Origin of the sequence: Streptomonospora mangrovi (assembly GCF_027604915.1) — a bacterium.
In the GTDB taxonomy this organism is placed as follows: Bacteria; Actinomycetota; Actinomycetes; order Streptosporangiales; family Streptosporangiaceae; genus Streptomonospora; species Streptomonospora mangrovi.
This window is the reverse complement of record NZ_JAJAQC010000043.1, coordinates 15356-39822: the sequence shown is the minus strand read 5'-3', so window position 1 is coordinate 39822 and position 24467 is coordinate 15356. Positions and strand designations below refer to the sequence as shown.

21 protein-coding genes are annotated in these 24467 nt (G+C 75.0%); 8 read left to right on the top strand and 13 right to left on the bottom strand.

Annotated features, from left to right (window positions below; all coding sequences use genetic code 11):
• Positions 1-113 precede the first annotated feature (113 nt).
• From LG943_RS21530 to LG943_RS21520, 3 genes are all read left to right on the top strand, one after another.
• A complete protein-coding gene (locus LG943_RS21530) occupies positions 114-695 on the top strand; it encodes a GNAT family N-acetyltransferase (RefSeq protein WP_270074151.1) in 582 nt (193 codons plus the stop codon).
• 162 nt (positions 696-857) lie between these two features.
• Positions 858-1685, top strand: coding sequence for a purine-nucleoside phosphorylase (locus tag LG943_RS21525; RefSeq protein ID WP_270074150.1), 828 nt, complete (start codon positions 858-860; stop codon positions 1683-1685).
• A gap of 288 nt (positions 1686-1973) precedes the next feature.
• On the top strand, positions 1974-3632 hold the full coding sequence (locus LG943_RS21520; RefSeq protein ID WP_270074149.1) for a phospho-sugar mutase: 1659 nt from the start codon (positions 1974-1976) through the stop codon (positions 3630-3632).
• 85 nt (positions 3633-3717) lie between these two features.
• Here LG943_RS21520 and LG943_RS21515 read toward each other — a convergent pair whose 3' ends face one another.
• The 11 genes from LG943_RS21515 to LG943_RS21465 form a co-directional block, all read right to left on the bottom strand.
• Complete coding sequence (locus LG943_RS21515; RefSeq protein WP_270074148.1) at positions 3718-4983, bottom strand: thymidine phosphorylase; 1266 nt, start codon at positions 4981-4983, stop codon at positions 3718-3720.
• 75 nt (positions 4984-5058) lie between these two features.
• Complete coding sequence (locus LG943_RS21510; protein WP_270074147.1) at positions 5059-5490, bottom strand: cytidine deaminase; 432 nt, start codon at positions 5488-5490, stop codon at positions 5059-5061.
• Positions 5469-6902, bottom strand: coding sequence for an ABC transporter permease (locus tag LG943_RS21505; RefSeq protein WP_270074146.1), 1434 nt, complete (start codon positions 6900-6902; stop codon positions 5469-5471). Before LG943_RS21505 ends, LG943_RS21510 begins: the two co-directional genes overlap by 22 nt.
• Positions 6899-8335, bottom strand: a complete 1437-nt coding sequence (locus LG943_RS21500) for an ABC transporter permease (protein WP_270074145.1) — start codon at positions 8333-8335, stop codon at positions 6899-6901. Before LG943_RS21500 ends, LG943_RS21505 begins: the two co-directional genes overlap by 4 nt.
• Positions 8332-9900, bottom strand: a complete 1569-nt coding sequence (locus tag LG943_RS21495; protein ID WP_270074144.1) for an ABC transporter ATP-binding protein — start codon at positions 9898-9900, stop codon at positions 8332-8334. Before LG943_RS21495 ends, LG943_RS21500 begins: the two co-directional genes overlap by 4 nt.
• A 145-nt stretch (positions 9901-10045) precedes the next feature.
• A complete protein-coding gene (locus LG943_RS21490) occupies positions 10046-11122 on the bottom strand; it encodes a BMP family lipoprotein (protein WP_270074143.1) in 1077 nt (358 codons plus the stop codon).
• Positions 11123-11451: 329 nt separating this feature from the next.
• Complete coding sequence (locus LG943_RS21485; RefSeq protein WP_270074142.1) at positions 11452-12243, bottom strand: alpha/beta fold hydrolase; 792 nt, start codon at positions 12241-12243, stop codon at positions 11452-11454.
• 50 nt (positions 12244-12293) lie between these two features.
• Positions 12294-12644 (bottom strand): biotin/lipoyl-containing protein, encoded by a 351-nt coding sequence (locus LG943_RS21480; protein WP_270074141.1) that lies wholly within the window; start codon positions 12642-12644, stop codon positions 12294-12296.
• Positions 12645-12646: 2 nt separating this feature from the next.
• Positions 12647-13618, bottom strand: coding sequence for an alpha-ketoacid dehydrogenase subunit beta (locus LG943_RS21475; RefSeq protein ID WP_270074170.1), 972 nt, complete (start codon positions 13616-13618; stop codon positions 12647-12649).
• 92 nt (positions 13619-13710) lie between these two features.
• The gene (locus LG943_RS21470; RefSeq protein ID WP_270074140.1) at positions 13711-14745 is read right to left on the bottom strand and encodes a thiamine pyrophosphate-dependent enzyme; all 1035 of its coding nucleotides are present in this window, start codon (positions 14743-14745) and stop codon (positions 13711-13713) included.
• A 269-nt stretch (positions 14746-15014) separates the two neighbouring features.
• Positions 15015-15374 (bottom strand): hypothetical protein, encoded by a 360-nt coding sequence (locus tag LG943_RS21465; protein ID WP_270074139.1) that lies wholly within the window; start codon positions 15372-15374, stop codon positions 15015-15017.
• Positions 15375-15578: 204 nt separating this feature from the next.
• Between LG943_RS21465 and LG943_RS21460 the strand changes: the two genes are divergently transcribed.
• Together LG943_RS21460 and LG943_RS21455 are read left to right on the top strand one after the other, a co-directional pair.
• Complete coding sequence (locus LG943_RS21460) at positions 15579-16151, top strand: Lrp/AsnC family transcriptional regulator (RefSeq protein ID WP_270074138.1); 573 nt, start codon at positions 15579-15581, stop codon at positions 16149-16151.
• 130 nt (positions 16152-16281) lie between these two features.
• Entirely contained in the window at positions 16282-16887 is a 606-nt protein-coding gene (locus LG943_RS21455) for a TetR/AcrR family transcriptional regulator (RefSeq protein ID WP_270074137.1), read from the top strand.
• A 68-nt stretch (positions 16888-16955) separates the two neighbouring features.
• Here LG943_RS21455 and LG943_RS21450 read toward each other — a convergent pair whose 3' ends face one another.
• The gene (locus LG943_RS21450) at positions 16956-17921 is read right to left on the bottom strand and encodes a pectate lyase family protein (protein ID WP_270074136.1); all 966 of its coding nucleotides are present in this window, start codon (positions 17919-17921) and stop codon (positions 16956-16958) included.
• A 589-nt stretch (positions 17922-18510) separates the two neighbouring features.
• Here LG943_RS21450 and LG943_RS21445 point away from each other — a divergent pair.
• Complete coding sequence (locus LG943_RS21445; RefSeq protein ID WP_270074135.1) at positions 18511-19074, top strand: hypothetical protein; 564 nt, start codon at positions 18511-18513, stop codon at positions 19072-19074.
• Positions 19075-19176: 102 nt separating this feature from the next.
• Positions 19177-21582: a phosphoketolase family protein gene (locus LG943_RS21440; protein WP_270074134.1), complete on the top strand. Its 2406-nt coding sequence runs from the start codon at positions 19177-19179 to the stop codon at positions 21580-21582.
• A gap of 68 nt (positions 21583-21650) precedes the next feature.
• Here the strand turns inward: LG943_RS21440 and LG943_RS21435 are convergent, their stop codons facing one another.
• Complete coding sequence (locus tag LG943_RS21435) at positions 21651-23690, bottom strand: acyl-CoA dehydrogenase family protein (protein WP_270074133.1); 2040 nt, start codon at positions 23688-23690, stop codon at positions 21651-21653.
• A 191-nt stretch (positions 23691-23881) separates the two neighbouring features.
• Between LG943_RS21435 and LG943_RS21430 the strand changes: the two genes are divergently transcribed.
• On the top strand, positions 23882-24373 hold the full coding sequence (locus tag LG943_RS21430; RefSeq protein WP_270074132.1) for a GNAT family N-acetyltransferase: 492 nt from the start codon (positions 23882-23884) through the stop codon (positions 24371-24373).
• Positions 24374-24467: the final 94 nt, after the last annotated feature.

Here is a 24467-nt window from a genome sequence, read left to right as displayed (position 1 = left end):
CGCCCCGGGCGTCCGGGGCGCCCTGTGCGATATTGGGCATTTGGGCGCGCGGTGCCCGCACCGCGCGCCCCGGTTCCGCACGGCGGGACCGGCCGGCAGAAAGGTGGCGCGAGGTGGCCGACCCCCCCGACGCTCCCGGCGCCGGCGATCCCGCCGCCGGAGTGCGGCTGCTGCGGCTGGACCTTCGCGGCGAAGGCGAGGTCGACCGGGTGCGCGCCGCCGTGCTGCGGCTGCGCGTGGCCCCGGGGCAGCGGCGGCTGGTCACCGAGGCCGTCGAGACCCTGCCGCGCGCCGACGCCGACCCCGACCGCTTCCCCTTCGCCGTCATGCGCGCCGACACCCCGGTGGGCTTCGGGATCATCGAGCGGGGCGGCGCCGTCAGCCGGCTGGCGCTGCTGCTGGGCGAGGCGGCCCCCACCGCCGTGGGCGACCCGCGCGCGGCCGTGCTGCTGCGCGCCTTCTACCTGGCGCCGGAGTGGCAGAACCGGCGGATCGGCCGCACCGCCTGCGCCCGCCTCGACGCCCTGGTGCGCGCGGTGCACCCCGGTGCCCGTGCCGTCCTCGTCGCCGTCGCCGAGACCAACCGCCCGGCCGTGCGCGCCTACCTCGCCGGCGGGTTCGCCCCCACCGGCCACCAGGTCCCCCTCACCGCGACCGCCGGCCCCCAGGCCCTGCTGCGCAGGCCGGTGCGGTGAGCCGCCGCGCCCCGCGCCCCCGCCCGGCCGCCGGCCCGGCCGCGAACCCGCGCGCCGCGCCGGGCGGTACGTCGTTGCCCGGACCCGCAGCGACGGGACAAGATCACTGAGCGGCCCCGTGTCCGCGCCGACCGCGTCCCCGTGCCAAAGGAGAGAGCACCCGTGACCACCGACCCCGTGATCACCGCCCGCAAGGCGGCCGACGAACTGCGCGCGCGCACCGGAGTGGACTCCTACGACGTGGCCCTGGTGATGGGCTCGGGATGGGTGCCCGCCGCCGACGCCCTCGGCGGGCCCGGCGGCGAGTTCGCCGTCAGCGAGTTGCCCGGGTTCGTCCCGCCGGGCGTGGAGGGCCACCGGGGCACGGTGCGCAGCCTCAGCGCCGGCGGGCGCGACCTGCTGGTCTTCCTGGGCCGCACCCACCTCTACGAGGGCCACGGCACCGACCCGGTCGTGCACGGCGTGCGCACCGCCGTCGCCGCCGGCGCCTCCACCGTCGTCCTCACCAACGCCGCCGGGTCGCTGCGCCCGGACATGCCCGTGGGCTCCCCGGTGCTCATCGCCGACCACATCAACCTCACCGCCCGCTCCCCGCTGCGAGGCGCCGCGTTCGTCGACCTCACCGACACCTACTCCCCGGTACTGCGGGCGCTGGCCAAGGAGGCCGACCCCGCGCTGCGCGAAGGCGTCTACGCCGCCATGCCCGGCCCCCACTTCGAGACCCCCGCCGAGATCCGGATGCTGCGCGCCATCGGCGCCGACCTGGTGGGCATGTCCACCGCGCTGGAGGCGATCGCCGCGCGCGAGGCCGGCGCCGCCGTCCTGGGGATCTCCCTGGTCACCAACGTCGCCGCCGGGCTCACCGGCCAGCCGCTGGACCACGAGGAGGTGCTGGCCACCGGCCGCGACGTCGCCGCCGACGTCGGCGCGCTGCTCGCCGCGATCGTGGCCCGCCTGGACACCCCGGCCGCCGACTCCCAGGGCGACTAGGGCGTGTTTTATGGATGCCGCCCGTAGCGAGCGGCGCACTCGCGTGCGCCCCGCGCCAGGCGCGAAGCGCCCCCGCGCGGGGCGCCGGATAGGGACCAGTGCCGCTCTCGCAAGGCCGAGGAGGGAGTCAGGGTGGTTCCCTGTCGACCGACGAGAACGCAGCGAGAGTGGTGCTGGGGCGCCGCGCAGTAGGGCGAGTATCCATAAAACACGCCCTAGCGGCCGAGGGCGGTGCGGCGCCGCCGGGCGGCGGGTTCGAAGCGACAACGGAAAGGGACGACGCGGACCATGGGCGACTCCTACCGCGCCCAGGCGCTGGCCTGGCGCGAGCACGACCCCGACCCTGCGACCCGGGCGGAGGTGACCGCGCTGCTGGAGGCCGGCGACGACGACGCGCTGGCCGACCGGTTCGGCGCCCGCCTGGAGTTCGGCACCGCCGGCCTGCGCGGCGAACTGGGCGCCGGCCCCAACCGGATGAACCGGGTGACCGTCATGCGCGCCGCCGCCGGGGTGGCGCGCTGGGCCGGCGCCGGGGCCACCGTGGTCATCGGCTACGACGCCCGCCACCGCTCCGCCGACTTCGCCCGCGACTCCGCCGCCGTGCTCACCGGCGCCGGGTGCACCGCCCTGCTGCTGCCCCGGCCGCTGCCCACGCCGGTGCTGGCCCACGCCGTGCGCGACCTGGCCGCCGACGCCGGGATCATGGTGACCGCCAGCCACAACCCGCCCCGCGACAACGGCTACAAGGTCTACGTCGGCGGGACCGGCCCCGACGCCGGCGCCCAGATCGTGCCGCCCGCCGACACCGAGATCTCCGCCGCCGTCGACGCCGTGCAGTACGCCGACACGCTGCCGCTGGGCACCGGCTGGCGGGTGCTGGGCGAGGAGGTGGTCGACCGCTACCTCACCGCCGTGGGCCGACTGCCGCTCGGCGGCGAGCGCGACGTCACCACCGCCTACACGCCGCTGCACGGGGTGGGCGGCGCCACCCTGGCCACCGCGTTCGCCCGCGCCGGGTTCCCCGCGCCCGCCGTCGTGCTGGAGCAGGCCGAGCCCGACCCCGACTTCCCCACGGTGGAGTTCCCCAACCCCGAGGAGCCCGGCGCGATGGACCTCGCGCTGGCGCTGGGCCGCGACGCCGGAACCGACATCGTGCTGGCCAACGACCCCGACGCCGACCGGCTGGCCGTGGGCGTGCCCGGCCACGGGCTGCTCACCGGAGACCAGGTGGGCGGCCTGCTCGCCGAGTACGTGCTGGAGCGCACCCGCGGCGCGGACCGGATGGTGGCCACCACGATCGTCTCGGCCGGGCTGCTGCCCAAGATCGCCGCCGCCCACGGGGTGCGCTGCGCCGAGACCCTGACCGGCTTCAAGTGGCTGGCGCGGGCCGCCGGGCCGGGGGAGCGGTGCGTGTTCGCCTACGAGGAGGCGCTGGGCTACTGCCTGGCCGGCGACGGCGGCCGCCCGGTCGCCGACAAGGACGGCATCGGCGCGGCGCTGGCCGTCGCCGCGATGGCGGCCGAGGCCAAGCGCGCCGGCCGCACCCTGCTGGACCTGCTCGACGACCAGGCCCGCCGCTGCGGCCTGCACGCCACCGCCCAGGAGTCGCTGCGGGTGGCCGACCTCGCGCTCATCGGCGAGGCCATGCGCGGGCTGCGCGCCCGCCCGCCCCGCGCCTTCGGCGACCTGGAGGTGGAGGGCGTCGAGGACTTCGCCGAGGGGCTGGGCGGGCTGCCCGCCACCGACGCCCTGCGCTACCGCCTCGGCGGACCGGCGCGCGGCCGGGTCACCCTGCGGCCCTCGGGCACCGAACCCAAGCTCAAGGCGTACCTGGAGATCGTGCTGCCGGTGGAGGCCGGCGGCCCCGCCGCCGCCCGCGCCCGCGCCGACGGCCACCTCGCCGGCCTGCGCGCGGCCGTGCGGGCGCTGTTCCCCGCCCCCGCCTGAGGACCCGCCCGACCCCCGCCCCTCCCGCCCGCCCCGCGTCCCCCGGGGCGGCGCTGGCCGGGCGGAGCGGACGGGACGGGCCGGCTCAGCCGACGCGGTCCAGCACCAGCGGCAGGCGCTCCTGTGGTCCGTCGACCGCGAACGCGTCGGCCAGAGCCTCGGCCGCGCGGTCGAACCGGGCGGGGTCGTCGGTGAGCAGCGTCAGCAGCGGGCGGCCCGCCCGCACCGGGTCGCCCGGCTTGGCGTGCAGCAGCACGCCCGCGCCGGGCGAGACACGGTCCTCCTTGCGGGCGCGCCCGGCGCCCAGCCGCCAGGCGGCCACGCCCACCGCGCGGGCGTCCAGCCGGGTGAGCGTGCCCGTGGCCGGCGCCAGCACGTCGCGGCTCTCGGCGGCGGCGGGCAGCGGCGCGTCGGGGTCGCCGCCCTGGGCGGCGACCATGCGCCGCCACACGTCCATGGCCGCGCCGCCGCGCAGCGCGGCGGCGGGGTCGGCCGCCACCCCGGCCGCCTCCAGCATCTCGCGGGCCAGCGCCAGGGTCAGCTCCACCACGTCGGGCGGGCCGCCGCCGGCCAGCACCTCCACCGCCTCGGCGACCTCGACGGCGTTGCCCACGGCGCGGCCCAGCGGGGCGTCCATCGCGGTGAGCAGGGCCCGGGTGCGCACCCCGTGGTCGGCGCCGATGGCCACCATGGTCTCGGCCAGCTCCCGGGCCGACGCGGCGTCCTTCATGAACGCGCCCGAGCCGACCTTGACGTCGAGCACCAGCGAGGCCGTGCCCTCGGCCAGCTTCTTGGACATGATCGAGGCCGCGATGAGCGGGATGGACTCCACGGTGCCGGTGACGTCGCGCAGCGCGTAGAGGCGGCGGTCGGCCGGCGCCAGGCCCGGCCCGGCCGCGCACACCACCGCGCCCGTCTCGGCCAGGACCTCGCGCATCCGCGCGGGGGAAAGGTCGCCCCGCCAGCCCGGCACGGCCTCCAGCTTGTCCAGCGTGCCGCCGGTGTGGCCCAGGCCGCGCCCCGAGAGCTGCGGAACGGCCGCACCGCAGGCCGCCACCAGCGGGGTGAGCACCAGGGTGATCTTGTCGCCGACCCCGCCGGTGGAGTGCTTGTCGGTGGTGGGCCGGCCCAGGCCGGTGAAGTCCAGCCGCTCGCCGGAGCGCAGCATCGCCTCGGTCCAGGCGCTGACCTCGGCGCGGGTCATGCCGCGCCAGACCACCGCCATGCACAGGGCGGACATCTGCTCCTCGGCGACCTCGCCCCGGGTGTAGGCGTCGACCACCCACGCGATCTGCGCGGCGCTCAGCTCGCGCCCGTCGCGCTTGGCGGCGATGACCTCGACGGCGTCCATACCGGTCCTCCTCGTCCGCGGGCCGGCCGCGCGGCGCGGCCGGCCCGGCTCCTCACCTCGGCGCCGGCGACCCGCCTACGCCGGACCGCGCGCCAGGTCGTCGGGCCCGAACGCCTGCGGCAGCACCGCGCTCAGCGGCAGGATCCCCTCGGGGGTGTCCACCAGCAGGCCGGGGCCGCCGTGCTCCAGCAGCAGTTGGCGGCAGCGCCCGCAGGGCATCAGCGCCCGCCCGGCGGCGTCCACGCAGGCGAACGCCGTCAGCCGGCCCCCGCCCGAGGCGTGCAGGGCCGACACCAGGCCGCACTCGGCGCACAGCGACAGCCCGTAGGAGGCGTTCTCCACGTTGCAGCCCGCCACCGTGCGGCCGTCGTCCACCAGCGCCGCCGCGCCCACCGCGAACCCCGAGTAGGGGGCGTAGGCCCGGCGCATGGCGGCCGCGGCCGCCGCGCGCAGCGCCGGCCAGTCCACCTCGGCGCCCGCCGCGCTCACGACCGGCTCCGGCGCCACTGCCGGCCCACGCCCGCCGGCGCCCGCAGCCGCTGCGAGGCCAGCGCCAGCACCAGCAGCGTCGCCATCTGCGGGCTGTAGGTGACCAACTGCCCCGGGAGGGTGTCGGTGCCCAGGAACCACACGAGCACCAGGACCCCGGCCACCACGGACACCACGGCCGCGACCGGGCCGCGCGCCGTCCACGCGCCCACGCCCACCGCGGCCGCCAGGCCCACCCCGGCCAGCGCCCACCACCACGCACCGCCCAGCGTCAGCGCCACCACGCCGGCGACCAGCGCCACCAGCGCCCCGGCGGCGAACACCACGACCGGCAGCCGCCGCGTGCGCCACAGCGCCCGCGCCAGCAGCACCAGCCCGGCGGCGATCAGCGCCACCGCGATGAGCAGCAGCAGCGCGTGCACCGCGCCGCCGCCCCCGCGCACCTGGAGCGCGTCGGTGAACCCGAACAGCCCGGCGCCCATGGCCAGGCCGCCCGGCCGCCAGTTGCCGAAGATCATCGCCGCCAGGCCGATGTAGCCGCGCCCGCCGGTCTGGCCCTCCTGGTAGACCGAGGACGCCACCATCGCCAGGAACACCCCGCCCATGCCGGCGAACCCGCCCGACAGCAGCACGGCGGTGAACTTGTAGGTGTAGACGGGCACGCCCAGCGACTCCGCGGCGTCGGGGTTCTCGCCGCACGAGCGCAGCCGCAGCCCGAAGGGGGTGCGCCACAGCACCACGAACGTCGCCGGCGCCAGCAGCAGCGCCAGCAGCGTCAGCACCGAGATCTGGGTGGTCAGCCCTACCACCAGCCCGGCCAGGTCGGCGGCCAGGAACACTCCCGACTCCTGCGCCGGCGCCAGCAGGTCGGCCACGAACGGCAGCCCCACCTGCGGGAACTCCGGCAGCGGCGGCGACTGCGAGGCGCCGCCGCCGGGGGTGTCCACGAAGAACAGCAGCGACAGGTAGCGCATGGCGCCCACCGCCAGGATGTTGATCGCCACACCCGAGATGATGTGGTCCACCCCGAACGTCACGGTGGCCAGCGCGTGCACCAGCCCCCCGGCCATGCCGCCCAGCACGCCGGCGACCAGGCCCGCCCACGGGCTGCCGGTGCTGAAGGCGAAGTAGGCGCCGAACCAGGTGCCCAGCACCATCATGCCTTCCAGGCCGATGTTGATGATCCCGGCCCGCTCGGCCCACAGCCCGCCCAGCCCGGCCAGGCCGATGGGCACCGCGAACGCCAGCGCCGCCTGGAACGTGCCCGAACTGGTGAGCATGGGCTGGCCGGTGATGGCGCGCACCCCGGCCAGCGCCACGAACGCCGCCACCACGATGCTGACGATCCGCAGCCGGTTCCAGGCGCGCGGGCGCCCCTCGGCGGCGGGCCGGCCCGGGGCCGGCGCGGCGAGTGTCATCTCCTGGCTCATCGCGCCTCCGCCCCCTCGCGCGCGAGTTCCCGGCCGACCTGCTGCTGCTGGTAGCGCAGACCCCAGCGGTGCACGACCTCGTACACCACGACCACGGTCAGCACGATGGTGGCCTGGGTGACCACGGCGATCTCCTTGGGGATGCCCTCGAAGTCGAGGATTTGGGCGGACTGGTCGAGGAAGGCCCAGAACAGGGCGGCGAACGCGATGCCCGCCGGGTGGTTGCGGCCCAGCAGCGCGATCGCGATACCGGTGAACCCGAGCCCGGCGGGGAAGTCCAGCGCGTAGTAGTGCGACTGGCCCAGCAGTTGCGGGATCCCGACCAGGCCGGCGACCATGCCCGAGAGCACCATCGACAGCAGCACCATGCGGCGGATGTTCACGCCGCTGGCCAGCGCCGCCGTGGGCGACTGCCCGGTGGCGCGCAGGTCGAACCCGAACCGGGTGCGGTTGAGCATCAGCCAGTAGCCCACGCCCACCGCCACGGCCAGCAGCACCAGCCCGTAGATGTCGCGGTCGGAGCCCATGAAGCCGGCGGGGATCCCCGGCACCCAGCCCGACTCGGGGATGGGGTGGGTGCCGATGTTGTTGGTGCTGATCTGCACCGCCAGCCGGTCGGTGTTGAGCAGGTAGGCGGTGATCCCGGTGGCCACCGCGTTGAGCATGATCGTGGAGATCACCTCGGAGACGCCGCGCGCGACCTTCAGGTAGCCCGCGATGCCCGCCCAGAACCCGCCGACCGCCACCGCCACCAGGATCACCACGACCTGGTGCACCACCGGCGGCAGCACCCACGCGCCGCCCACGGCCGCCGCCAGCAGCGCCGCGAGCCGGTACTGGCCGTCCACGCCGATGTTGAACAGCTTCATCTTGAAGCCGATCGCCACGGCCACGCCCGACAGGTACAGCGTGGTGGCGGAGTTGACCACGATGACCAGGCTGTTGGGCTGGAGGCCGAACTCCAGCATCTGCCCGAAGGCGTGCAGCGGCGCCACACCGCTGATGGCCAGCACCAGGCTGGTGGCGGCCAGCGCCAGCACGCCCGCCGCGGCCACCGCGCCGAAGGCCAGCGCCAGTTGCGTGCCCAGGCGGCGGTGCAGCAGGAACCCGGCGACGGCGCCGACCACGGCGCCCATCGCGTAGGCCGCCGGCTCGACGAACCACCAGTCCAGCACGCCGCCGACCACCACGCCGGCCAGCACCGACAGCACCAGCGCGGCCGGGACCACCACGAACCGGTGCACCCGGGTGCCGGCGTCCTCGGTGGCCGGGCGGCTGAGCAGCGCGGTCACCGCGAACGCCAGGGCCACCCCCAGCGCCGCCGCGGCGGGCGCCAGCAGGCCCATGTCGGCCAGCAGTGTCACCGCCGCCGCCAGCACGGCCGCGCCCGCCACCACTACCCAGGCGGGGAGGGAGGGGAGTCTGCTCGTCATGCGCCGTCCTCGCCTTCAGCGGCGCCCGGGGCGCCCTCCAGCCCGGCGCCGGTCATCGCCGAGCCCAGTTGCTCGGGGGTCACGGTCATCGGGTCGGCCTGGGCGACCAGCCGGCCGCGCAGGATCACGTGCAGGGTGTCCGACATCCCGATCAGCTCGTCCAGGTCGGCCGATACCAGCAGCACCGCCAGCCCCTCGCGGCGGGCGCGCCGCAGGTGCCCCCAGATGGCCGCCTGCGCGCCGACGTCCACGCCGCGCGTGGGGTGGGCGGCCACCAGGACCTTGGGCCGGCCGCTCATCTCGCGGCCCACGATCAGCTTCTGCTGGTTGCCGCCGCTCAGCGCGTCGGCGATGACGTCGATGCCGGGCGTGCGCACGTCGTACTCGGCGACGATGCGCTCGGTGTCGGCCCGCGCGCCCTTGCGGTCGATCCAGGGGCCGCGCGCGTTGGGCGGCCGCCCCTGGTGGCCCAGGATCCGGTTCTCCCACAGCGGCGACTCCAGCAGCACGCCGTGGCGGTGCCGGTCCTCGGGCACGTAGCCGACCCCGGCCTCGCGGATGGCCAGGGTGGGCCGGCCGGTGATGTCGGCGCCGTCCAGCTCCACGGTGCCCGACTCCACCGGGCGCATGCCCATGACGGCCTCGATCAGCTCCGACTGGCCGTTGCCCTCGACACCGGCGATGCCCACGATCTCGCCTTGGCGGATGGTCAGCGTCACGTCGTCCACCACCCGGCGCCCGCCCGGTTCGCGCACCGAGAGGCCGCGCACGGTCAGCATCGGGCGGTCGGTGACCGTGGACTCCCGCAGCTCGGGCACGGGCAGCTCGCCGCCGACCATGAGGGTGGCCAGCTCGCGGGCGGTGGTGGTGGCCGGGTCGACCGTGGCCACCGTGGTGCCGCGCCGGATCACCGTGATGGTGTCGGCCACCGACAGCACCTCGTCCAGCTTGTGGGAGATGAAGATGACCGTCAGGCCCTCACGCTTGAGTTCGCGCAGGTTGTCGAACAGCTCGTCGACCTCCTGGGGCACCAGCACGGCGGTGGGCTCGTCCAGGATGACGATGCGCGCGCCCCGGTAGAGGACCTTGAGGATCTCCACGCGCTGGCGCTGGCCCACCCCCAGCTCCTCCATGAGGCGGTCGGGCTCCACACCCAGGCCGTACTGCTCCGACAGGGCGGTGATGCGGGCGCGCGCGGCGCGGCCGATGCCCGCCTGCTTCTCGGCGCCCAGGACGACGTTCTCCAGCACCGTGAGGTTGTCGGCGAGCATGAAGTGCTGGTGCACCATGCCGATCCCGTGGGCGATGGCGTCGGAGGGCGAGTTCAGCCGCACCGGCTCGCCGTTGACGGCGATGGTGCCCTCGTCGGGCCGGTGCATGCCGTAGAGGGTCTTCATCAGGGTCGACTTGCCGGCGCCGTTCTCGCCCACGATGGCGTGGACGGTGCCCGGTGCCACCGTGATGTCGATGTCGTGGTTGGCCACGACCCCCGGAAACCTCTTGGTGATGCCACGCAGTTGGACGGCGGGAGGTGCCTCCCCGCCGTCCGGCGGTGCGCCGCTCATCGGACTCCTTGGTTGGGCGTAGGTCCGGCGTTGGTCCGCGCCGCCGGCGGGCGGCGGGCGGAAGGGGTGCGGGCGGAACACGGCACGGGACCCGGGGCACGCTCCCCGGGTCCCGGTGCGGTGGTCACAGCGGGTCCGCTCCGCTCTAGGGCTCGGTGGGGACCTCGATCTCGCCGTCGATGATCCGCTGCTTCAGCTCGTCCAGTTGGTCCTGGATGTCGCTGATCTCCTCCTCGTTGGCGGTGGAGTAGTCCACACCGCCGCTCTCCAGGTCGAAGCGCTGGATGCCCGACTGGGCGTCACCCTCCTGGACCGACTGCACGAAGTCGAACACCGCGGTGTCGACCTGCTTGATGGCGGAGGTCAGCACGTACTGCCGCTGGTCCTCGGGCGCGGTCTGGTACTGGTCGCTGTCGACGCCGATGAACAGCCGCTCGGCCTCGGCGGCGGCCTCCAGCACGCCGTTGCCCGAGGCGCCCGCCGCGTGGTAGACGACGTCGGCGCCGCTGTCGAACTGGCCCTCGGCGGTGGAGCGGCCGGTGGCGGGGTCGGAGAACCCGCTCATGTCCGGCGGCTGGCTGAGGTAGGCGATCTCGATCTCGATGTCGGGGTTGATCTCCCGGGCGCCGGCCACATAGCCCGCCTCGAACTTCTTGATCAGCGGGTTCTCGACACCGCCGACGAAGCCGATGTGGTCCTCCTCGGTCTTCAGCGCGGCGGCGGCGCCGGCCAGGAAGGACGCCTGCTCCTCGGTGAAGACCAGGCTGGTGACGTTGTCCAGGTCCTCGATCTCGGAGTCCACGATGGCGAAGTGGACGTCGGAGTAGGCTTCGTCGGAGGCGACGTTGCGCATCGGCTCGGTGTAGGCGTAGCCCACCCCGATGATGACGTTGAAGCCCTGGTCGGCCATGTTCTTCAGGCGCTCCTCCTTGTCGACGTCGGACTCGTCCTCGCTGGGCTCGAAGTCCTGCACGTCGTCGGCGCTGACGCCCAGTTCCTCCTGGACGCGCTGGAGGCCGCGGTAGGCGGAGTCGTTGAACGACCGGTCGCCCCGCCCGCCGACGTCGTAGGCGAGTCCGACGCGGATCTCGTCGCTCCCGCCGCCCTCGCCCCCGTCGCCGCCGGCGTTTTCGCCTTCGGGACTGTCACAGGCCGTCATGGCCAGGGTCAGCGCGCCGACCGCGGTGGCGGCGGCGAGCTTGACGGCATGCTTGCGCTTCACTCTGCACTCCTCTTCGCACCTGGACACCAGGCCGCGTCGGTAACGGACTCACCAGGTTTCGCGGAAGGGACGATATCCGTTCGGTGAAATGTCACCAATGACCAGGGAAAAGTTGTTATGAAGGCGAGAGCGGAGCGAAACGGAGTCCGGCGCCGCGCCTTTCCCCGCCGCCGCGTGTGTCCAACACCACCCCGGTGACCTGGCCGGTCGTCTTCCGCCCGGCAATTCTCCTCCGCCGGGCCGCGCCCGCCGAGTAACGGCGCGGTGACGGCGCGGCGCCTCTTTCGGAAAGCACGAAATTTCCGCGCCGTGCGGCCCCGAATTGCGGGTCAGGCGGTGCGGGCCGCCCCGTCGGCGCCGGGGGAGCCCCCGTGCGCCGCCCGCCCGCCGGGCGTCTCGTCCCCGGCCGCCAGGAACTGCGCGGCGGCCCTCTTCATGGCCTGGGCCGCCACCGCCGTGCGGTGGTCGCGGCCGGGCACCCGCGCCAGCGTCCCGCCGGTGCGCGCGGCCAGCACCGCCGCGCCCTGGGCGAGGTCGTCGCGGTCGCCGGCCGCGAACAGCAGCGGTACCCCGCGCGGCGCCGGATCGGGCCGGAACGGGTGGGCGGCCTGCCCGCGCGCGCACGCCTCCAGCGCGGCGAGGTCGGCCCCCGGAAGCGCCGCGCCCGCGCGGAACACCGGGCCGAACGGCGAGCCCTCATCGGCCCCCAGGCGGTCCAGGTCGGCGCCGGCGAACGCGTCGGCCGGGCCGAAACCGCCCAGCACCGCCCGGCGCACCCGCCCGGGGTGCGCCAGCGCCAGCTCCCAGGCCAGGCGGGCGCCCATGGAGTAGCCCACGACGTCCACCCGCTCGGCGCCCACCGCGTCCAGCAGCCGCACCAGGTCGGCCACCATCGCCTCGGGGGTGTAGGCGGCGGGGTCGTGCGGCTTGCCGCTGCGGCCGTGGCCGCGCAGGTCGCAGCCGATGACGGGGCGGTCGGCCAGCGCGCGCACCCACCCGGTGCGCTCCCAGTTCATGGCGAAGTCCGATCCGAACCCGTGCACCAGCAGCACGGGGGTGCCCGAACCGGGCGCGGCGGTGTAGGCCAGCGGAACCTCGCCGGCCAGGACGCTGTCGGTCATCGCGGTCGCCTTTCCGAAGTCGCCGGTGCCGCGCGCGGCGGCCGGGACGCTCACTCCTGCGGCGGGCGCAGCCGCACCCGGCGCCGGGCCGGCTCGTCGGCCGGGACGGTGCCGACGATCCCGGGCGCGGCGCCGGGCTCGCCCTCCAGTTCGAAGGTCACCAGCGGCGCGCCGACCGCCACCACCGCGCCCGCCTCGGCGTGCAGCCGGGCGACCACGCCGGTGGCCGGCGAGGGGATCTCCGCCGCCGACTTGGTGGTCTCGACCTCCACCAGCGGGTCGTTGCGCGCGATCCGGTCGCCCGGTGCCACCAGCCACTCCAGCACCGTGGCCTCGACCAGGCCCTCGCCCAGGTCGGGCAGGTGGAACGTGGACCCCCGCGCGGGGGCGTCGTCGCTCATGCTCAGTACTCCAGAGTGCGCTGGACCGCGAACAGGATGCGGTCGACGGTGGGCAGGTACTGGGGCTCCAGCGGGCCGGCCGGGTAGGGGACGTCGAACCCGGTGACCCGCTGCACCGGCGCCGCCAGGTCGCGGAAGGCGCGCTCGGTGACCAGCGCGGCGACCTCGCCGCCCAGCCCGGCGGTCAGCGGCGCCTCGTGCACCACCACCGCGCGGCGGGTGCGGGCCGCCGAGGCCGCCACCGCGTCGGCGTCCAGCGGCTTGAGCCAGCGCAGGTCCACCACCTCCAGCTCCACGCCGTCCTCGGCGGCGAGGTCGGCCGCAGCCAGGCAGCGGCGCACCATCGCGCCCCAGGCCACCAGCGTGGCGTGCCGGCCCGGGCGCACCACCCGGCTCGCCCCCACCGGCAGCTCCGGCGCCGCCGCCAGGCCGCCCTCGGGCAGCGGCGCGCGGTCCCAGTAGCGCGACTTGGGCTCCAGGAACACCACCGGGTCGTCGCCGCGGATCGACTGGAGCAGCAGGTGGTAGGCGTCCAGCGGGTCGGCGGGCGCGGCCACCCGCAGCCCGGGGACGTGGGCGAACAGCGCCTCCAGGCTCTCGCCGTGGTGCTCGGGCGCCTGGATGCCGCCGAAGCTGGGCACCCGCAGCGTGATGGGCATCGGAGCGGTCCCGCGCGAGCGGTAGTGCATGCGCGCCATCTGGTTGACGATCTGGTCGACCGCCGGGTAGGCGAACCCGTCGAACTGGATCTCGGGCACCGGCCGCCACCCGTTCATGGCCAGGCCCACCGCCAGGCCCACGATCCCCGACTCGGCGATGGGGGTGTCGAACACCCGGTCGGCGCCGTGGCGGCGCTGGAGGCCGTCGGTGACGCGGAAGACCCCGCCGAGGCGGCCGACGTCCTCGCCGAACACCAGCGTTGCGGGGTCCTCGGCCAGCGCGGTGTCCAGGGCGCGGTTCAGCGCGTCGCGCATCGTGAGGTGGGCGGGCGGCGCCGCCGCGCGGCCGCGCTCCGCGGCGGTTGCGGCGGTTGCGGCGGCGGCGGTGCCGGCGGTCGCGGTCGGGCTCATCGGACCTCCTCCTCCCACACCCGGCGCTGGGCGGCCAGGTGCGGTGCGGGCTCGCGGAAGACGTGGTCGAACAGGTCGGTGCCCGGCGGCTCGGGCGCGGCGCTGACACCGTCGCGGATCCGCTCGGCCTCGGCGCGGCACTCGGCCTCGGCCGCCGCGAAGAACGCGGCGTCGGCGGCGCCGGCGGCCTCCAGCGCCGCGCGCGTGCGCACCAGCGGGTCGCGGTCGGCCCAGGCGCGCTCCTCGGCGGGGTCGCGGTAGCGGGAGGTGTCGTCGGAGGTGGAGTGCGGGCCGGCGCGGTAGGTCAGCGCCTCGATCAGGGTGGGGCCGCCGCCCGAGCGGGCGCGCTCCAGGGCGGCGCGCGTGGCGTCGTGGACGGCGGCGAGGTCGTCGCCGTCCACGGTGACACCGGCCATGCCGTAGCCGGCGGCGCGCGCCGCCACCGAGCCGCCGGCGATCTGGCGCTCGTTGGGCACCGACAGCGCCCACCGGTTGTTCTGGCAGACGAACACCACCGGCGCGGTCAGCACCCCGGCCAGGTTCATGGCCTCGTGCACGTCGCCCTCCGAACTCGCGCCGTCGCCGAAGTAGGACACCGCCACCCCGGTGCGCCCGGCCAGCCGCTCACCCAGCGCCCAGCCCACCGCGTGCGGCACCGGGCCGCCCACCACGGCGTTGATCGGCGCGAACCGCGACGCCATCGGGTCGTAGAGGCCGCCGTGCCACAGCGCGCGGTGGCTGGCCAGGTAGCCGACCATGTCCACGCCCAGGGTCAGCGCCACCGCCAGTTCGCGGTAGGTGGGGAACGCGAAGTCGCGCTCGGGGTCCATGGCGGCGGCGCTGCCCACCTGGGCGGCCTCCTGGCCGCGCAGCGACACGTAGGCGGGGAAGACGCCCTGGCGCTGGAGGGCGACGGCCTCGGTGTCGATCATGCGGGCGGTCAGCATCAGGCGGTACAGGCGGCGCGCCAGGTCGGGGGGCAGCGGGCGGGCGCGGTGGGGCCGGGGGTCGGGCGGCTCGCGGGTCGGCATGGTGGGCTCAGCTCCCTCGGCGGTGGGCGGAGGCGGACGGCGGTGCGCGAGCGCGCCGACCGCTGCCTCGATTGTGCGCTCGGGGTCGACACATGTGCCAGATCTTGCGAAAAAGTCGATACACCCGAGAACTCGTGCCGGAGGAGCGTTCCCGATCGTCTAATATCGGCGGTGTCCGGCGGGGCCTGTCGTGGACACACCGCGACGCCGCCGGGCGCGGGGTCCGCGCCCGGCGGCGGTACGGCTGGGGGCTGGGGGAGGCGCGGCGCCTACAGGTCGGGCAGCGGGTCGGGCGGCAGCGACGCCCGGCCCAGCAGTTCGGCGTCGCAGGCGTTGACCACCGACACGTACTCGTCGTCGACCTCGAAGGTGTGGCCGCCCAGGTGGAAGGTGGGGATCAGGTGGGTGTCGACCGGACCCAGGCGCACGCCGCGCGGGAACACGTGCCAGATCCGCTTGGGCCGGGTGCGGCTCCAGAACCGGTTCAGCAGCACGGTGATGGCGGAGTCGGTCACCACGAACACGAAGAACATCGACTCGTTCCACGACGCCGGGAAGATGTAGCGGATCTCGGCCCCGGCCGGCAGGAAGCCGCGGGCCCGCTCGCGGACCTTCGGGGGGACGGGCATCGGGCCTCCTAGCGGTAGCCGCACGTGTGCGCCGCGCGCCTGGCCCCATGCTAGGGCGGCGCCGCCGCCGCGCTAGGGGCGCGGTCCGCCCGACCGGGTGGCGCACCCGCCGCCGGTTTCTCGATAATCAATGACAAAGCAGGCGAAGCCGATGGTCGTCCCGCCCGACCGTCCTTCGACCGAGACCCCCGGGGAGCAACGGGTATGGCCGACGGGCAGTGGCAGGACACCGACCGCAGGCAGGGCGCGGCCGAGGCCGAGCGCCGACGGCCCGGGCGGCCCCCGGGCGACGACACCGACCGCCCGCGCGCACGCGGCGCTCGGCTGCCCGACGCGGTGGACGAGGTGATCATCGGCGCGCTGGCCGAGGACGCCCGCACCGGCATCACCGAGATCGCGGCCATGGCCAACGTCTCGCGGGCCACCGCCTACAACCGCATCAAGCGGCTGACCGACGACGGCGTCATCCGCGGCTACTCGGTGGTCACCGACCACTCCCGCATGGGGCTGGGCGTGACCGCGCTGGTGCTGATCTCGGGCAGCCAGCCCGACTGGCGGGCCAACCGCGAGATCCTGTCTTCCTACCCCGAGATCGAGTACTGCTGGTACGTGGTGGGCTCGGCCGACATCGTGCTGCTGGTCCGCGTGGCCGACACCAACCAGTTGCGCGACCTCATCCTCACCCGGCTCCAGGCGCTGCCGGGCGTCACCGCCACCCAGACCCTGACCGTCATCGACGAGGTCGTGCACCGCCCGGTCGTGCGCCCCACCGAGTGACGCCGCGCCGCGTCCGGGCGGTGACGCGGCGCCCGGACGTGCTCTAGCATGCCCCTGACGCCGGGTGGCCGGGGCCTGCTCCCGCACCATCCGGCCAGGAGTCGCGGGCGGACCGGGGGGCGGTGCCGACATGGAGACCAGGGCACCGGCCAGAGAGCCGCAGCAGCGGCGCAGCCGCGCCACCCGCCAGCGGCTGCTGGAGGCGGCCGTGGAGTGCCTGGCCGAGACCGGCGTGGCCGCCAGCACGCTGGGCGCGGTGGCCGAGCGCGCCGGGGTCTCGCGCGGCGCCGCCCAGCACCACTTCGGCACCCGCGAGCACCTGCTCACCGAGGCGCTGCGCTACATGAGCGGCGCCCGGCTGGAGGAGCTGCGCCGGTGCGGTGCCCGCCTGCCCGAGGGGCCCGGGCGGATCGAGGCCGCGGTGACCATGCTGATCGACACCTACAACGGTACCGAGTTCGACGCCGCCGTGCAGTTGTGGGCCGCCGCGGCGGGCGACCCCGCGCTGCGCGAGCACGTGCTGCCGCTGGAGGACCACGTCGGGCGCGAGGCCCACCGGGTGGCGGTGGAGCTGCTGGGCGCCGACGAGTCGCGGCCCGGGGTGCGCGAGACCGTCCAGGCCACCCTGGACCTCGCGCGCGGACTGGGGCTGGCCGACCTGCTGACCGACGACAGCGCCCGGCGCGGGCGCATCGTCCGGCAGTGGGCGCGCATGGTGGCCAAGGAGCTGGGATAGGCGGTAAGCGCTTACCCGGAGGGCGCGGGCGCGCCGCGCCCTCCGGGCCGGGGGAGGGGTGGGGGACCCTACAGGGTCGGGCCCGCTCCGCCCGAGACGATGCCGGGGACGTTCGCGGCGTTGTCCAGGTCGTAGGAGTAGGGCGGCTCGGGCACCGAGCCGGCGGTCTCCAGCGCCCCGGAGTTGTCCAGGACGTTGCCGCGCGCCTCGATGCGGCCGGGGTCGGAGTCGGCGTAGCCCACGTGGGTGGGGTTGTCGACGTTCTCGAAGTAGTTGTTCTCGACCAGCACCCCGGCGTCCATGGTGGAGGCCACGCCGTACTCGGCGTTGTCGCGGTAGTAGTTGTTGTAGACGTGCACGCCGTCGCCGAACCGCACGCGCGGGTGGCGGCTGCCCGAGCCGTCGAAGTAGTTGTGGTGGTAGGTCACCCGCAGGTTGCCCTCGTCGGCGGTGTGGCCGTCGGAGTGGCCCAGCAGCATGGACTTCTCGTGGTCGAACACGTGGTTCCACGAGATGGTCACGTAGTCGGACTCCCGCTTGACGTCCACGGCGCCGTCGTTGCCGTTGGTGAAGCTGTTGTGGTCGATCCAGATGTTGGTCGACCCCTCCTGGATGTTGATGGCGTCGTCGCCCCAGTCGGAGAACGCGATGTTCTGCACGATGACGTTGTGCGCCTCGTCGATGTCCAGGCCGCCGCCGGTGATCTCGGCGCCGTCGAGGCCGATCACGGTCTTGTCGCTGGTGACGTCGTTCATGCCGTCGAGTTCGATGGTGCCCTGCACCTGGATGGTGAGCGGGCCGTCGCTGGACATGGCGTCGACCAGGGCGTTCGCGCTGCTGACGGTCACCGTGTCGCCGTTGGCGCCGCCGGTCGTGCCGCCGTTCATGCTGGCCCAGCCTTCGGGCGAGCCCACGGCCTGCGCGGAGGCGGGGGTGGCGGCCAGCGTGCCGGCGACGAGCACGGCGCCGGCGCCGAAGGCGACGAAGGCGGCCGCGGACCGGCGGGAGGGGGCTTTCTCACTGTTCGTACGCATCGGATCTCCTCTGTGGGGGACCGGCGGAGGGCCGGCGAGTCAGGGAGTCGTGGCCGCGGGGGGGGGGGGGGGGGGGGGGGGGGCCGGGGGGGGGCCGCCGGGTGTGGGGGCGGCGGGGGGGGGGGCCGGGGGGGGGGCGGGGGGGGGGGGGGGGGGGCCCGGGGGGGGGGGGGGGGGTGGGGGGGGCGACCGGGGGCGTCCCGCCGTGGTGGGCCGCGGGTACCGGCGGCTGCCCGAGGGCACCCGCCGATGTGGGGAAACGCCGCGGCCGGCGGTGCGCGACCTCTGGGAGAGGTCGGGGGGAAACAGTCTTGGGAAGCGCTTTCCAGTGGTCCGAAACTTACGTGACCGTTACGGCGGTGTCAACGGGGTGTCATGATCCAATGACGCCGTGCTGTTTCACGGCCGAATTCGCGACCTGCGCCTTTGTCGGAGGCCAATGTGCGCACCTGCGGAAATGCGGAATTTCGTTCAGCGGACCGGAATTCCACCCGCTTGTGCGGGGGGTGGCCCGTGTTCTAAATTCTGTACCGTCCCCCGCTCCCGCCGCGCCGCCGCAGCGGGCCTTCCCCCACGGAACAGGTGGCCCGTGCTGCGCCCCAGCGTCCCCGGGGCCGCGCGGCCCCCTTACGCGGGCGCCGCCCCGAACCCGGTCGGCGGGGTGCGGCGGCGAAGACGCGCCCAGGAAATCGACTCCGATCAGTTCGTCGCGTGGATGACCGTGGCGATGGCGCTTGGTCTCCTGCTCCTCCCGCTGCTGCTCATCACCATGTCCGTCCTCTTGCGCGATGTCATTCCTTATGCGCCCATCGGCTACGTGCTCGCTTTCCTTTCGATGGCCGCGTTCCCGCTGTGCGGCCTGCGTGCGATGCGCAGGGAGCGCGAGGGCGCGGGGATCGAGCAGGACCGGGTGCTGATGGTCGGCTCCGCGTTCTTCTTCATGCTGCTGGGAGCCGTCTACGGCGCGGTCCTCGGCCACCTGTTGTTCGGAATCGTGCTGTCCCTCCGCTGGGACGCGGGAATCCCCTGGCGGGAATTGGCGGAGGTGGCCCAGTGGGTGGGTCGCAACGGCGTTCCGCTCTCCCTCGGCGTCGTCGGCCCCGTGCTCTGGGGCGCGCACACGCTCCGCGGCGTCCTGCGCCGATTCGCCTGAGTCTCCCCGCCGCCGCCCCCATAACCCGCCGCCTCCCGGGTAGGGGAGCAGCGGCCCGGTCGCTGCCGTGGGCCGGGCCGGCGCCATGCGAGGGGGAAGCTCATGACGGACACCACCCACACGACCGGACTCGCGACCGTGCCCGCGCTCAGCGACGTGGAGCTGCGGCGGGTGGACCAGTACTGGCGGGCCGCCAACTACCTCTCCGTGGGGCAGATCTACCTGCTGGACAACCCGCTGCTGCGCGAACCGCTGCGGCCCGACCACATCAAGCCCCGGCTGCTCGGGCACTGGGGCACCACGCCGGGGCTGAACTTCGTCTACGCCCACCTCTCCCGGCAGGTGCGGCGGCGCGGCACCGAGATGATGTGGATCGTGGGTCCGGGCCACGGCGGGCCGGCCGCCGTGGCGACCGCGTGGCTGGACGGCACCTACTCCGAGGTCTACCCCGAGATCACCCAGGACGCCGAGGGCATGCGGCGGCTGTTCCGGCAGTTCTCCTTCCCCGGCGGCGTGCCCAGCCACGTCGCGCCCGAGACCCCCGGCTCCATCCACGAGGGCGGTGAACTCGGCTACGCCCTCTCCCACGCCTACGGGGCCGCATTCGACAACCCCGACCTGGTCGTGGCCGCCGTCGTCGGCGACGGCGAGGCCGAGACCGGTCCGCTGGCCGGGAGCTGGATGGCCCACCGGTTCGCCGACCCCCGCCGCGACGGCGCGGTGCTGCCCATCCTGCACCTCAACGGCTACAAGATCGCCGGCCCCACCGTGCTCGCCCGCATGCCCGAGGCCGACCTGGTGGCGATGCTGGAGGGCTTCGGCCACCGCCCCCACATCGTCTCCGGCGACGACCCCGCCACCATGCACCAGCACATGGCCCACGCCCTGGAGCGCTGCCTGGACGAGATCTCCGAGATCCGCCGCCGCGCCCGCTCCGGCGGCGGCCCCGACGGCGACCGGCGGCACATCGAGGCCCGCTGGCCCATGATCGTGCTGCGCAGCCCCAAGGGCTGGACCGGGCCGCGCGAGGTCGACGGCACGCCTGTGGAGAACACCTGGCGCGCCCACCAGGTGCCGCTCTCCGAGGTCCGCGCCAACCCCGCCCACCTGCGCCAACTGGAGGAGTGGCTGCGCTCCTACCGCCCCGAGGAGCTGTTCGACCAGCTCGGCGCCCCCGTGCGCGAGACCACCGCGATCGTGCCCGCCGGGGACCGCCGCATCAGCGCCAGCCCGCACGCCAACGGCGGGCTGCTGCTCAAGGACCTCACCCTGCCCGACTTCCGCGACTACGCCGTGGAGGTGGAGGCGCCCGGCGCGGCCGCGAGCGAGGCGACGCGGGTGCTGGGCGGCTACCTGCGCGACGTCATCCGGCGCAACCCGCGCACGTTCCGCATCATGGGCCCCGACGAGACCGCGTCCAACCGGCTGGGCTCGGTGTTCGAGGCCACCGGCCGCGCCTGGGACATGGCCCGGCTGCCCACCGACGACGGCGTCGCCCCCGACGGCCGCGTGATGGAGGCGCTCAGCGAGCACCTGTGCCAGGGCTGGCTGGAGGGCTACCTGCTCACCGGCCGCCACGGGCTGTTCAACAGCTACGAGGCGTTCATCCACATCGTGGACTCGATGTTCAACCAGCACGCCAAGTGGCTCAAGGTCTCGCGCGCCCTGCCGTGGCGGCGCCCGATCGCGTCGCTGAACTACCTGCTCAGCTCGCACGTCTGGCGCCAGGACCACAACGGCTTCAGCCACCAGGACCCCGGCTTCATCGACCACGTGGTCAACAAGAAGCCGGAGATCATCCGCGTCTACCTGCCGCCGGACACCAACACCCTGCTGTCGGTGGCCGACCACTGCCTGCGCTCCCGCGACTACGTCAACGTGGTGATCGCGGGCAAGCAGCCCAACCTCAACTACCTGGCCATGGACGAGGCCATCGCGCACAACACCCGCGGCCTGGGCATCTGGGAGTGGGCCAGCACCGACGCCGGTGTGGAGCCCGACGTGGTGCTGGCCTGCGCCGGCGACGTGCCCACGGCCGAGACCCTGGCCGCCGCCAAGCTGCTGCGCGAGCACCTGCCGGAGCTGCGGGTGCGGGTGGTCAACGTCGTGGACCTCATGCGGCTGCAACCGGCCGAGGAGCACCCGCACGGCCTGCCGCACAGCGCGTTCGACGCGCTGTTCACCGTCGACAAGCCGGTGATCTTCGCGTTCCACGGCTACCCGTGGCTGATCCACCGGCTGACCTACCGCCGCAACGGCCACGCCAACCTGCACGTGCGCGGCTACAAGGAGGAGGGCACCACCACGACCCCCTTCGACATGGTGATGCTCAACGACCTCGACCGGTTCCACCTGGTCATGGACGTCATCGACCACGTCCCCGGGCTGGACGTCCGGGCCGCCCACCTGCGCCAGCGCATGCAGAACGAGCGGCTGCGCTGCCGCTCCCACACCCGCGAACACGGCGACGACGCCCCCGACATCCGCGAGTGGCGCTGGTCGTCCTGACACCCGAAGAAGGGTGGTGGCGGGGGCGTGCGGTCCGGTGACCGCCCGCCCCGACCCACCCGCCGCCGCTACCGGGCCCGAGCCTGAGCCTCCTCGCCCTCACTCGCGCCCGCGTCGTCGGACTCGGCCGCCGCCCCGGCGGCCTCGGCCTCGTGGGTGCGCTGCGTCTCCTGCCGGGCGGCCTCGGCGCCCAGGGCGATCGGGGCCGCCAGCCACTCGTCGGGCAGGCCGAACGCGTCCACCAGCGTCATGGCGTGCGGCCGCAGCTCCCGGCACAGCCGGTTGACCTCCTGGGTGACCGTCTTGGCGCGCGTGGCGGTCAGCCGCTCGTGCTCCAGGAACCACGCCCGGTGCTCCTCCACCACCGACAGGGCGTACAGGTCGCACACCTTGTCCAGCAGGTCCTTGGCGGCGCCCTCCGGGCAGCGGTCGATCGCGGCGACGAACGCCTCCAGCACCACGCGGTCGATGTGCGCCCGCCCCGCCGCCAGCACGTGGTCCTGGGCGTCGTTGAACACCTCGAAGGCGTCCCCGCCCCCCGAGGCCGCCCGGCGCAGCCGCCGCGCCAGGCCGTCCAGGACATGGCGCTCGCGGTCCTCCAGCACCTTCAGCTGCCAGCCCCGGTCGCGCAGGTCGGAGGCGTCGCCGCGCCCCGGCGCCGCCGCCACCAGCCGCTCGATGAGCGACCGCGCCGCCGTGCGCTCGATGACCGCGCCGAGGAACTGCCCGGCCGCGAACCGGGCCATGCCCATCGGGTCCAGGTCGCCGAACTCCTGGCGGTAGTTGGTCAGCAGCCCCTTGGCCACCAGTTGCAGCAGCACCGTGTTGTCGCCCTCGAAGGTGGTGAACACGTCGGTGTCGGCCTTGAGCTGGGGCAGCCGGTTCTCGGCGAGGTAGCCCGCGCCGCCGCACGCCTCCCGGCAGGTCTGGATGGTGCGGGTGGCGTGCCAGGTGGCCACGGCCTTGAGGCCGGCGGCGCGCGCCTCCAGTTCGCGCTGGCCGTGCTCGTCGTGCAGGCCCTCGCCGCTGTGCCGCTCGTGCAGGGTCGTGACCAGCTCCTCCTGGGCGAAGTGCAGGGCGTAGGTCCGGGCGAGGGCGGGCAGCAGCCGCCGCTGGTGGGCGCGGTAGTCCAGCAGCCGCACCTCCTCGCCGGAGTCGGGGTGGTCGAACTGGCGGCGCGCCTCGGCGTACTTCACGGCGATGGCCAGCGCCGCCTTGGTGGCGCTGCCCGCGCCGCCGGCCACGCTGATGCGCCCGCGCACCAGCGTGCCCAGCATGGTGAAGAACCGCCGGTTGGGGCTTTCGATGGGGCTGCTGTAGGTGCCGTCGGGGGCGACGTCGCCGTAGCGGTTGAGCAGGGCCTCGCGCGGCACCCGGACCCGGTCGAACCACAGCCGGCCGTTGTCCACCCCGTTGAGCCCGGCCTTGGGCCCGCAGTCCTCGATCCGCACGCCGGGGGCGGGGCGGCCCCGCGCGTCGCGGATGGGCACCAGCAGCGCGTGCACGCCGTGGCCCTCGCCCCGGGTGCGCAGTTGGGCGAACACCACCGCGTAGCGGCCGTCTCGGGCGGCGTTGCCGATGTAGTCCTTGCGGGCGGCGTCGTCGGGAGTGGTGATCACGAACTCGCCGGTGCCGGGGTCGTAGTCGGCGGTGGTGCGCAGCCGCTGCACGTCCGAGCCGTGCCCGGTCTCGGTCATGGCGAAGCAGCCGGGGATCTCCAGCGACATGATGCCCGGCAGGAACTCGGCGTGGTGGCGCTCGGTGCCCAGGGCCTGCACGGTGCCGCCGAACAGCCCCCACTGCACGCCCACCTTCACCATCAGCGACAGGTCGCACACCAGCATCTCGAAGGCCACCACCGAGCCGCCGACGTCGTCGGCGCCGCCGTGGTCGCCGGAGAACCCGTAGGCGGACATCTCGGTGGCCGCGATCGCCTTGAGCTGGCCGAGCACGCGCTCGCGGTGCTCCTCCACGCCCAGGCCGTACACGGGGCGGAACATGTCGCCCCGCAGGTGGCGGCGGGCCAGGTCGCGGATGTGCGCCCAGCGGCCGTCCAGCAGCGTGCGCAGCTCGGCCGGATCAGCGGACGGGCGGTCGGGTGACGTCATGCCGGTACCCCCTTGTGTGGTTTCCTGCACCGTCGTATCACTTGCATCGGGTCCGGGCGCACCGGGGCACGCGGACCCCGCCAGGGGAGCGGGCGCCCTGAGTCCGCGCGTGCGCCGCTGCCCCGGCGCAGGTCGGTCTATTCGCGCAGGGCCGGGCGCCGGAGCGCGCCGGGGTCCGGGAAGAGGGCGAAATGGCAGCTCAGGAGCGGCCCGAGGTGCGCGAGGCGCACGCCGGCGACGTCGAGGCGATCGTGGCGCTGGCCGAGGAGCGGCGCGCCGCCTACCGGCCGCACGCGCCCGGGTTCTGGGACCCCGCGCCCGACGCCCGCGACCGCCACCGCGCCCGGGTCGCCCGCCTGGCGGCCGACCCGCGCGCGCTGGTCCTGGCGGCGCGGCGCGGCCCCCGGCTCAGCGGCTGCCTGATGGCGGTCCTGGGGCCCTCCGCCGAGGTCTACGCGCCCGGCGGCCCGCTGGCCTACGTCGAGGACTTCTGGGTGGCCGACCCCGGCGACTGGTGGGGCAGCGGCGCGGCGCTGATCGAGGCGGCCCGCCCGCGCCTGGCCGCGCTGGGCGCGGTGCGCATGGTGGTGGAGAGCGGCGGCCACGACGCCGCCAAGCGGGCGTTCCTGTGGCGCTCGGGGCTGTCGTTGGCCGCGGAGTGGTACCACGCGCCGCTGCGCTGAGGCGCCGCCCTCGGGGGCCGGGCGCTGTCACCGTGCAACGGCCCGCGGTCTGGGCCGACCCCGGCCCGCCCCGGTAAGGCGCGGCCCACGGCCG

Bases quoted from the DNA above. Each gene is read 5' to 3' on its own strand.
- LG943_RS21520 (WP_270074149.1), top strand. From the start codon at position 1,974: ATGGGCGACTCCTACCGCGCCCAGGCGCTGGCCTGGCGCGAGCACGAC.
- LG943_RS21515 (WP_270074148.1), bottom strand. From the start codon at position 4,983: ATGGACGCCGTCGAGGTCATCGCCGCCAAGCGCGACGGGCGCGAGCTG.
- LG943_RS21505 (WP_270074146.1), bottom strand. From the start codon at position 6,902: ATGAGCCAGGAGATGACACTCGCCGCGCCGGCCCCGGGCCGGCCCGCC.
- LG943_RS21500 (WP_270074145.1), bottom strand. From the start codon at position 8,335: ATGACGAGCAGACTCCCCTCCCTCCCCGCCTGGGTAGTGGTGGCGGGC.
- LG943_RS21495 (WP_270074144.1), bottom strand. From the start codon at position 9,900: ATGAGCGGCGCACCGCCGGACGGCGGGGAGGCACCTCCCGCCGTCCAA.
- LG943_RS21485 (WP_270074142.1), bottom strand. From the start codon at position 12,243: ATGACCGACAGCGTCCTGGCCGGCGAGGTTCCGCTGGCCTACACCGCC.
- LG943_RS21480 (WP_270074141.1), bottom strand. From the start codon at position 12,644: ATGAGCGACGACGCCCCCGCGCGGGGGTCCACGTTCCACCTGCCCGAC.
- LG943_RS21475 (WP_270074170.1), bottom strand. From the start codon at position 13,618: ATGCGCGACGCGCTGAACCGCGCCCTGGACACCGCGCTGGCCGAGGAC.
- LG943_RS21470 (WP_270074140.1), bottom strand. From the start codon at position 14,745: ATGCCGACCCGCGAGCCGCCCGACCCCCGGCCCCACCGCGCCCGCCCG.
- LG943_RS21465 (WP_270074139.1), bottom strand. From the start codon at position 15,374: ATGCCCGTCCCCCCGAAGGTCCGCGAGCGGGCCCGCGGCTTCCTGCCG.
- LG943_RS21460 (WP_270074138.1), top strand. From the start codon at position 15,579: ATGGCCGACGGGCAGTGGCAGGACACCGACCGCAGGCAGGGCGCGGCC.
- LG943_RS21455 (WP_270074137.1), top strand. From the start codon at position 16,282: ATGGAGACCAGGGCACCGGCCAGAGAGCCGCAGCAGCGGCGCAGCCGC.
- LG943_RS21450 (WP_270074136.1), bottom strand. From the start codon at position 17,921: ATGCGTACGAACAGTGAGAAAGCCCCCTCCCGCCGGTCCGCGGCCGCC.
- LG943_RS21440 (WP_270074134.1), top strand. From the start codon at position 19,177: ATGACGGACACCACCCACACGACCGGACTCGCGACCGTGCCCGCGCTC.
- LG943_RS21435 (WP_270074133.1), bottom strand. From the start codon at position 23,690: ATGACGTCACCCGACCGCCCGTCCGCTGATCCGGCCGAGCTGCGCACG.
- LG943_RS21430 (WP_270074132.1), top strand. From the start codon at position 23,882: ATGGCAGCTCAGGAGCGGCCCGAGGTGCGCGAGGCGCACGCCGGCGAC.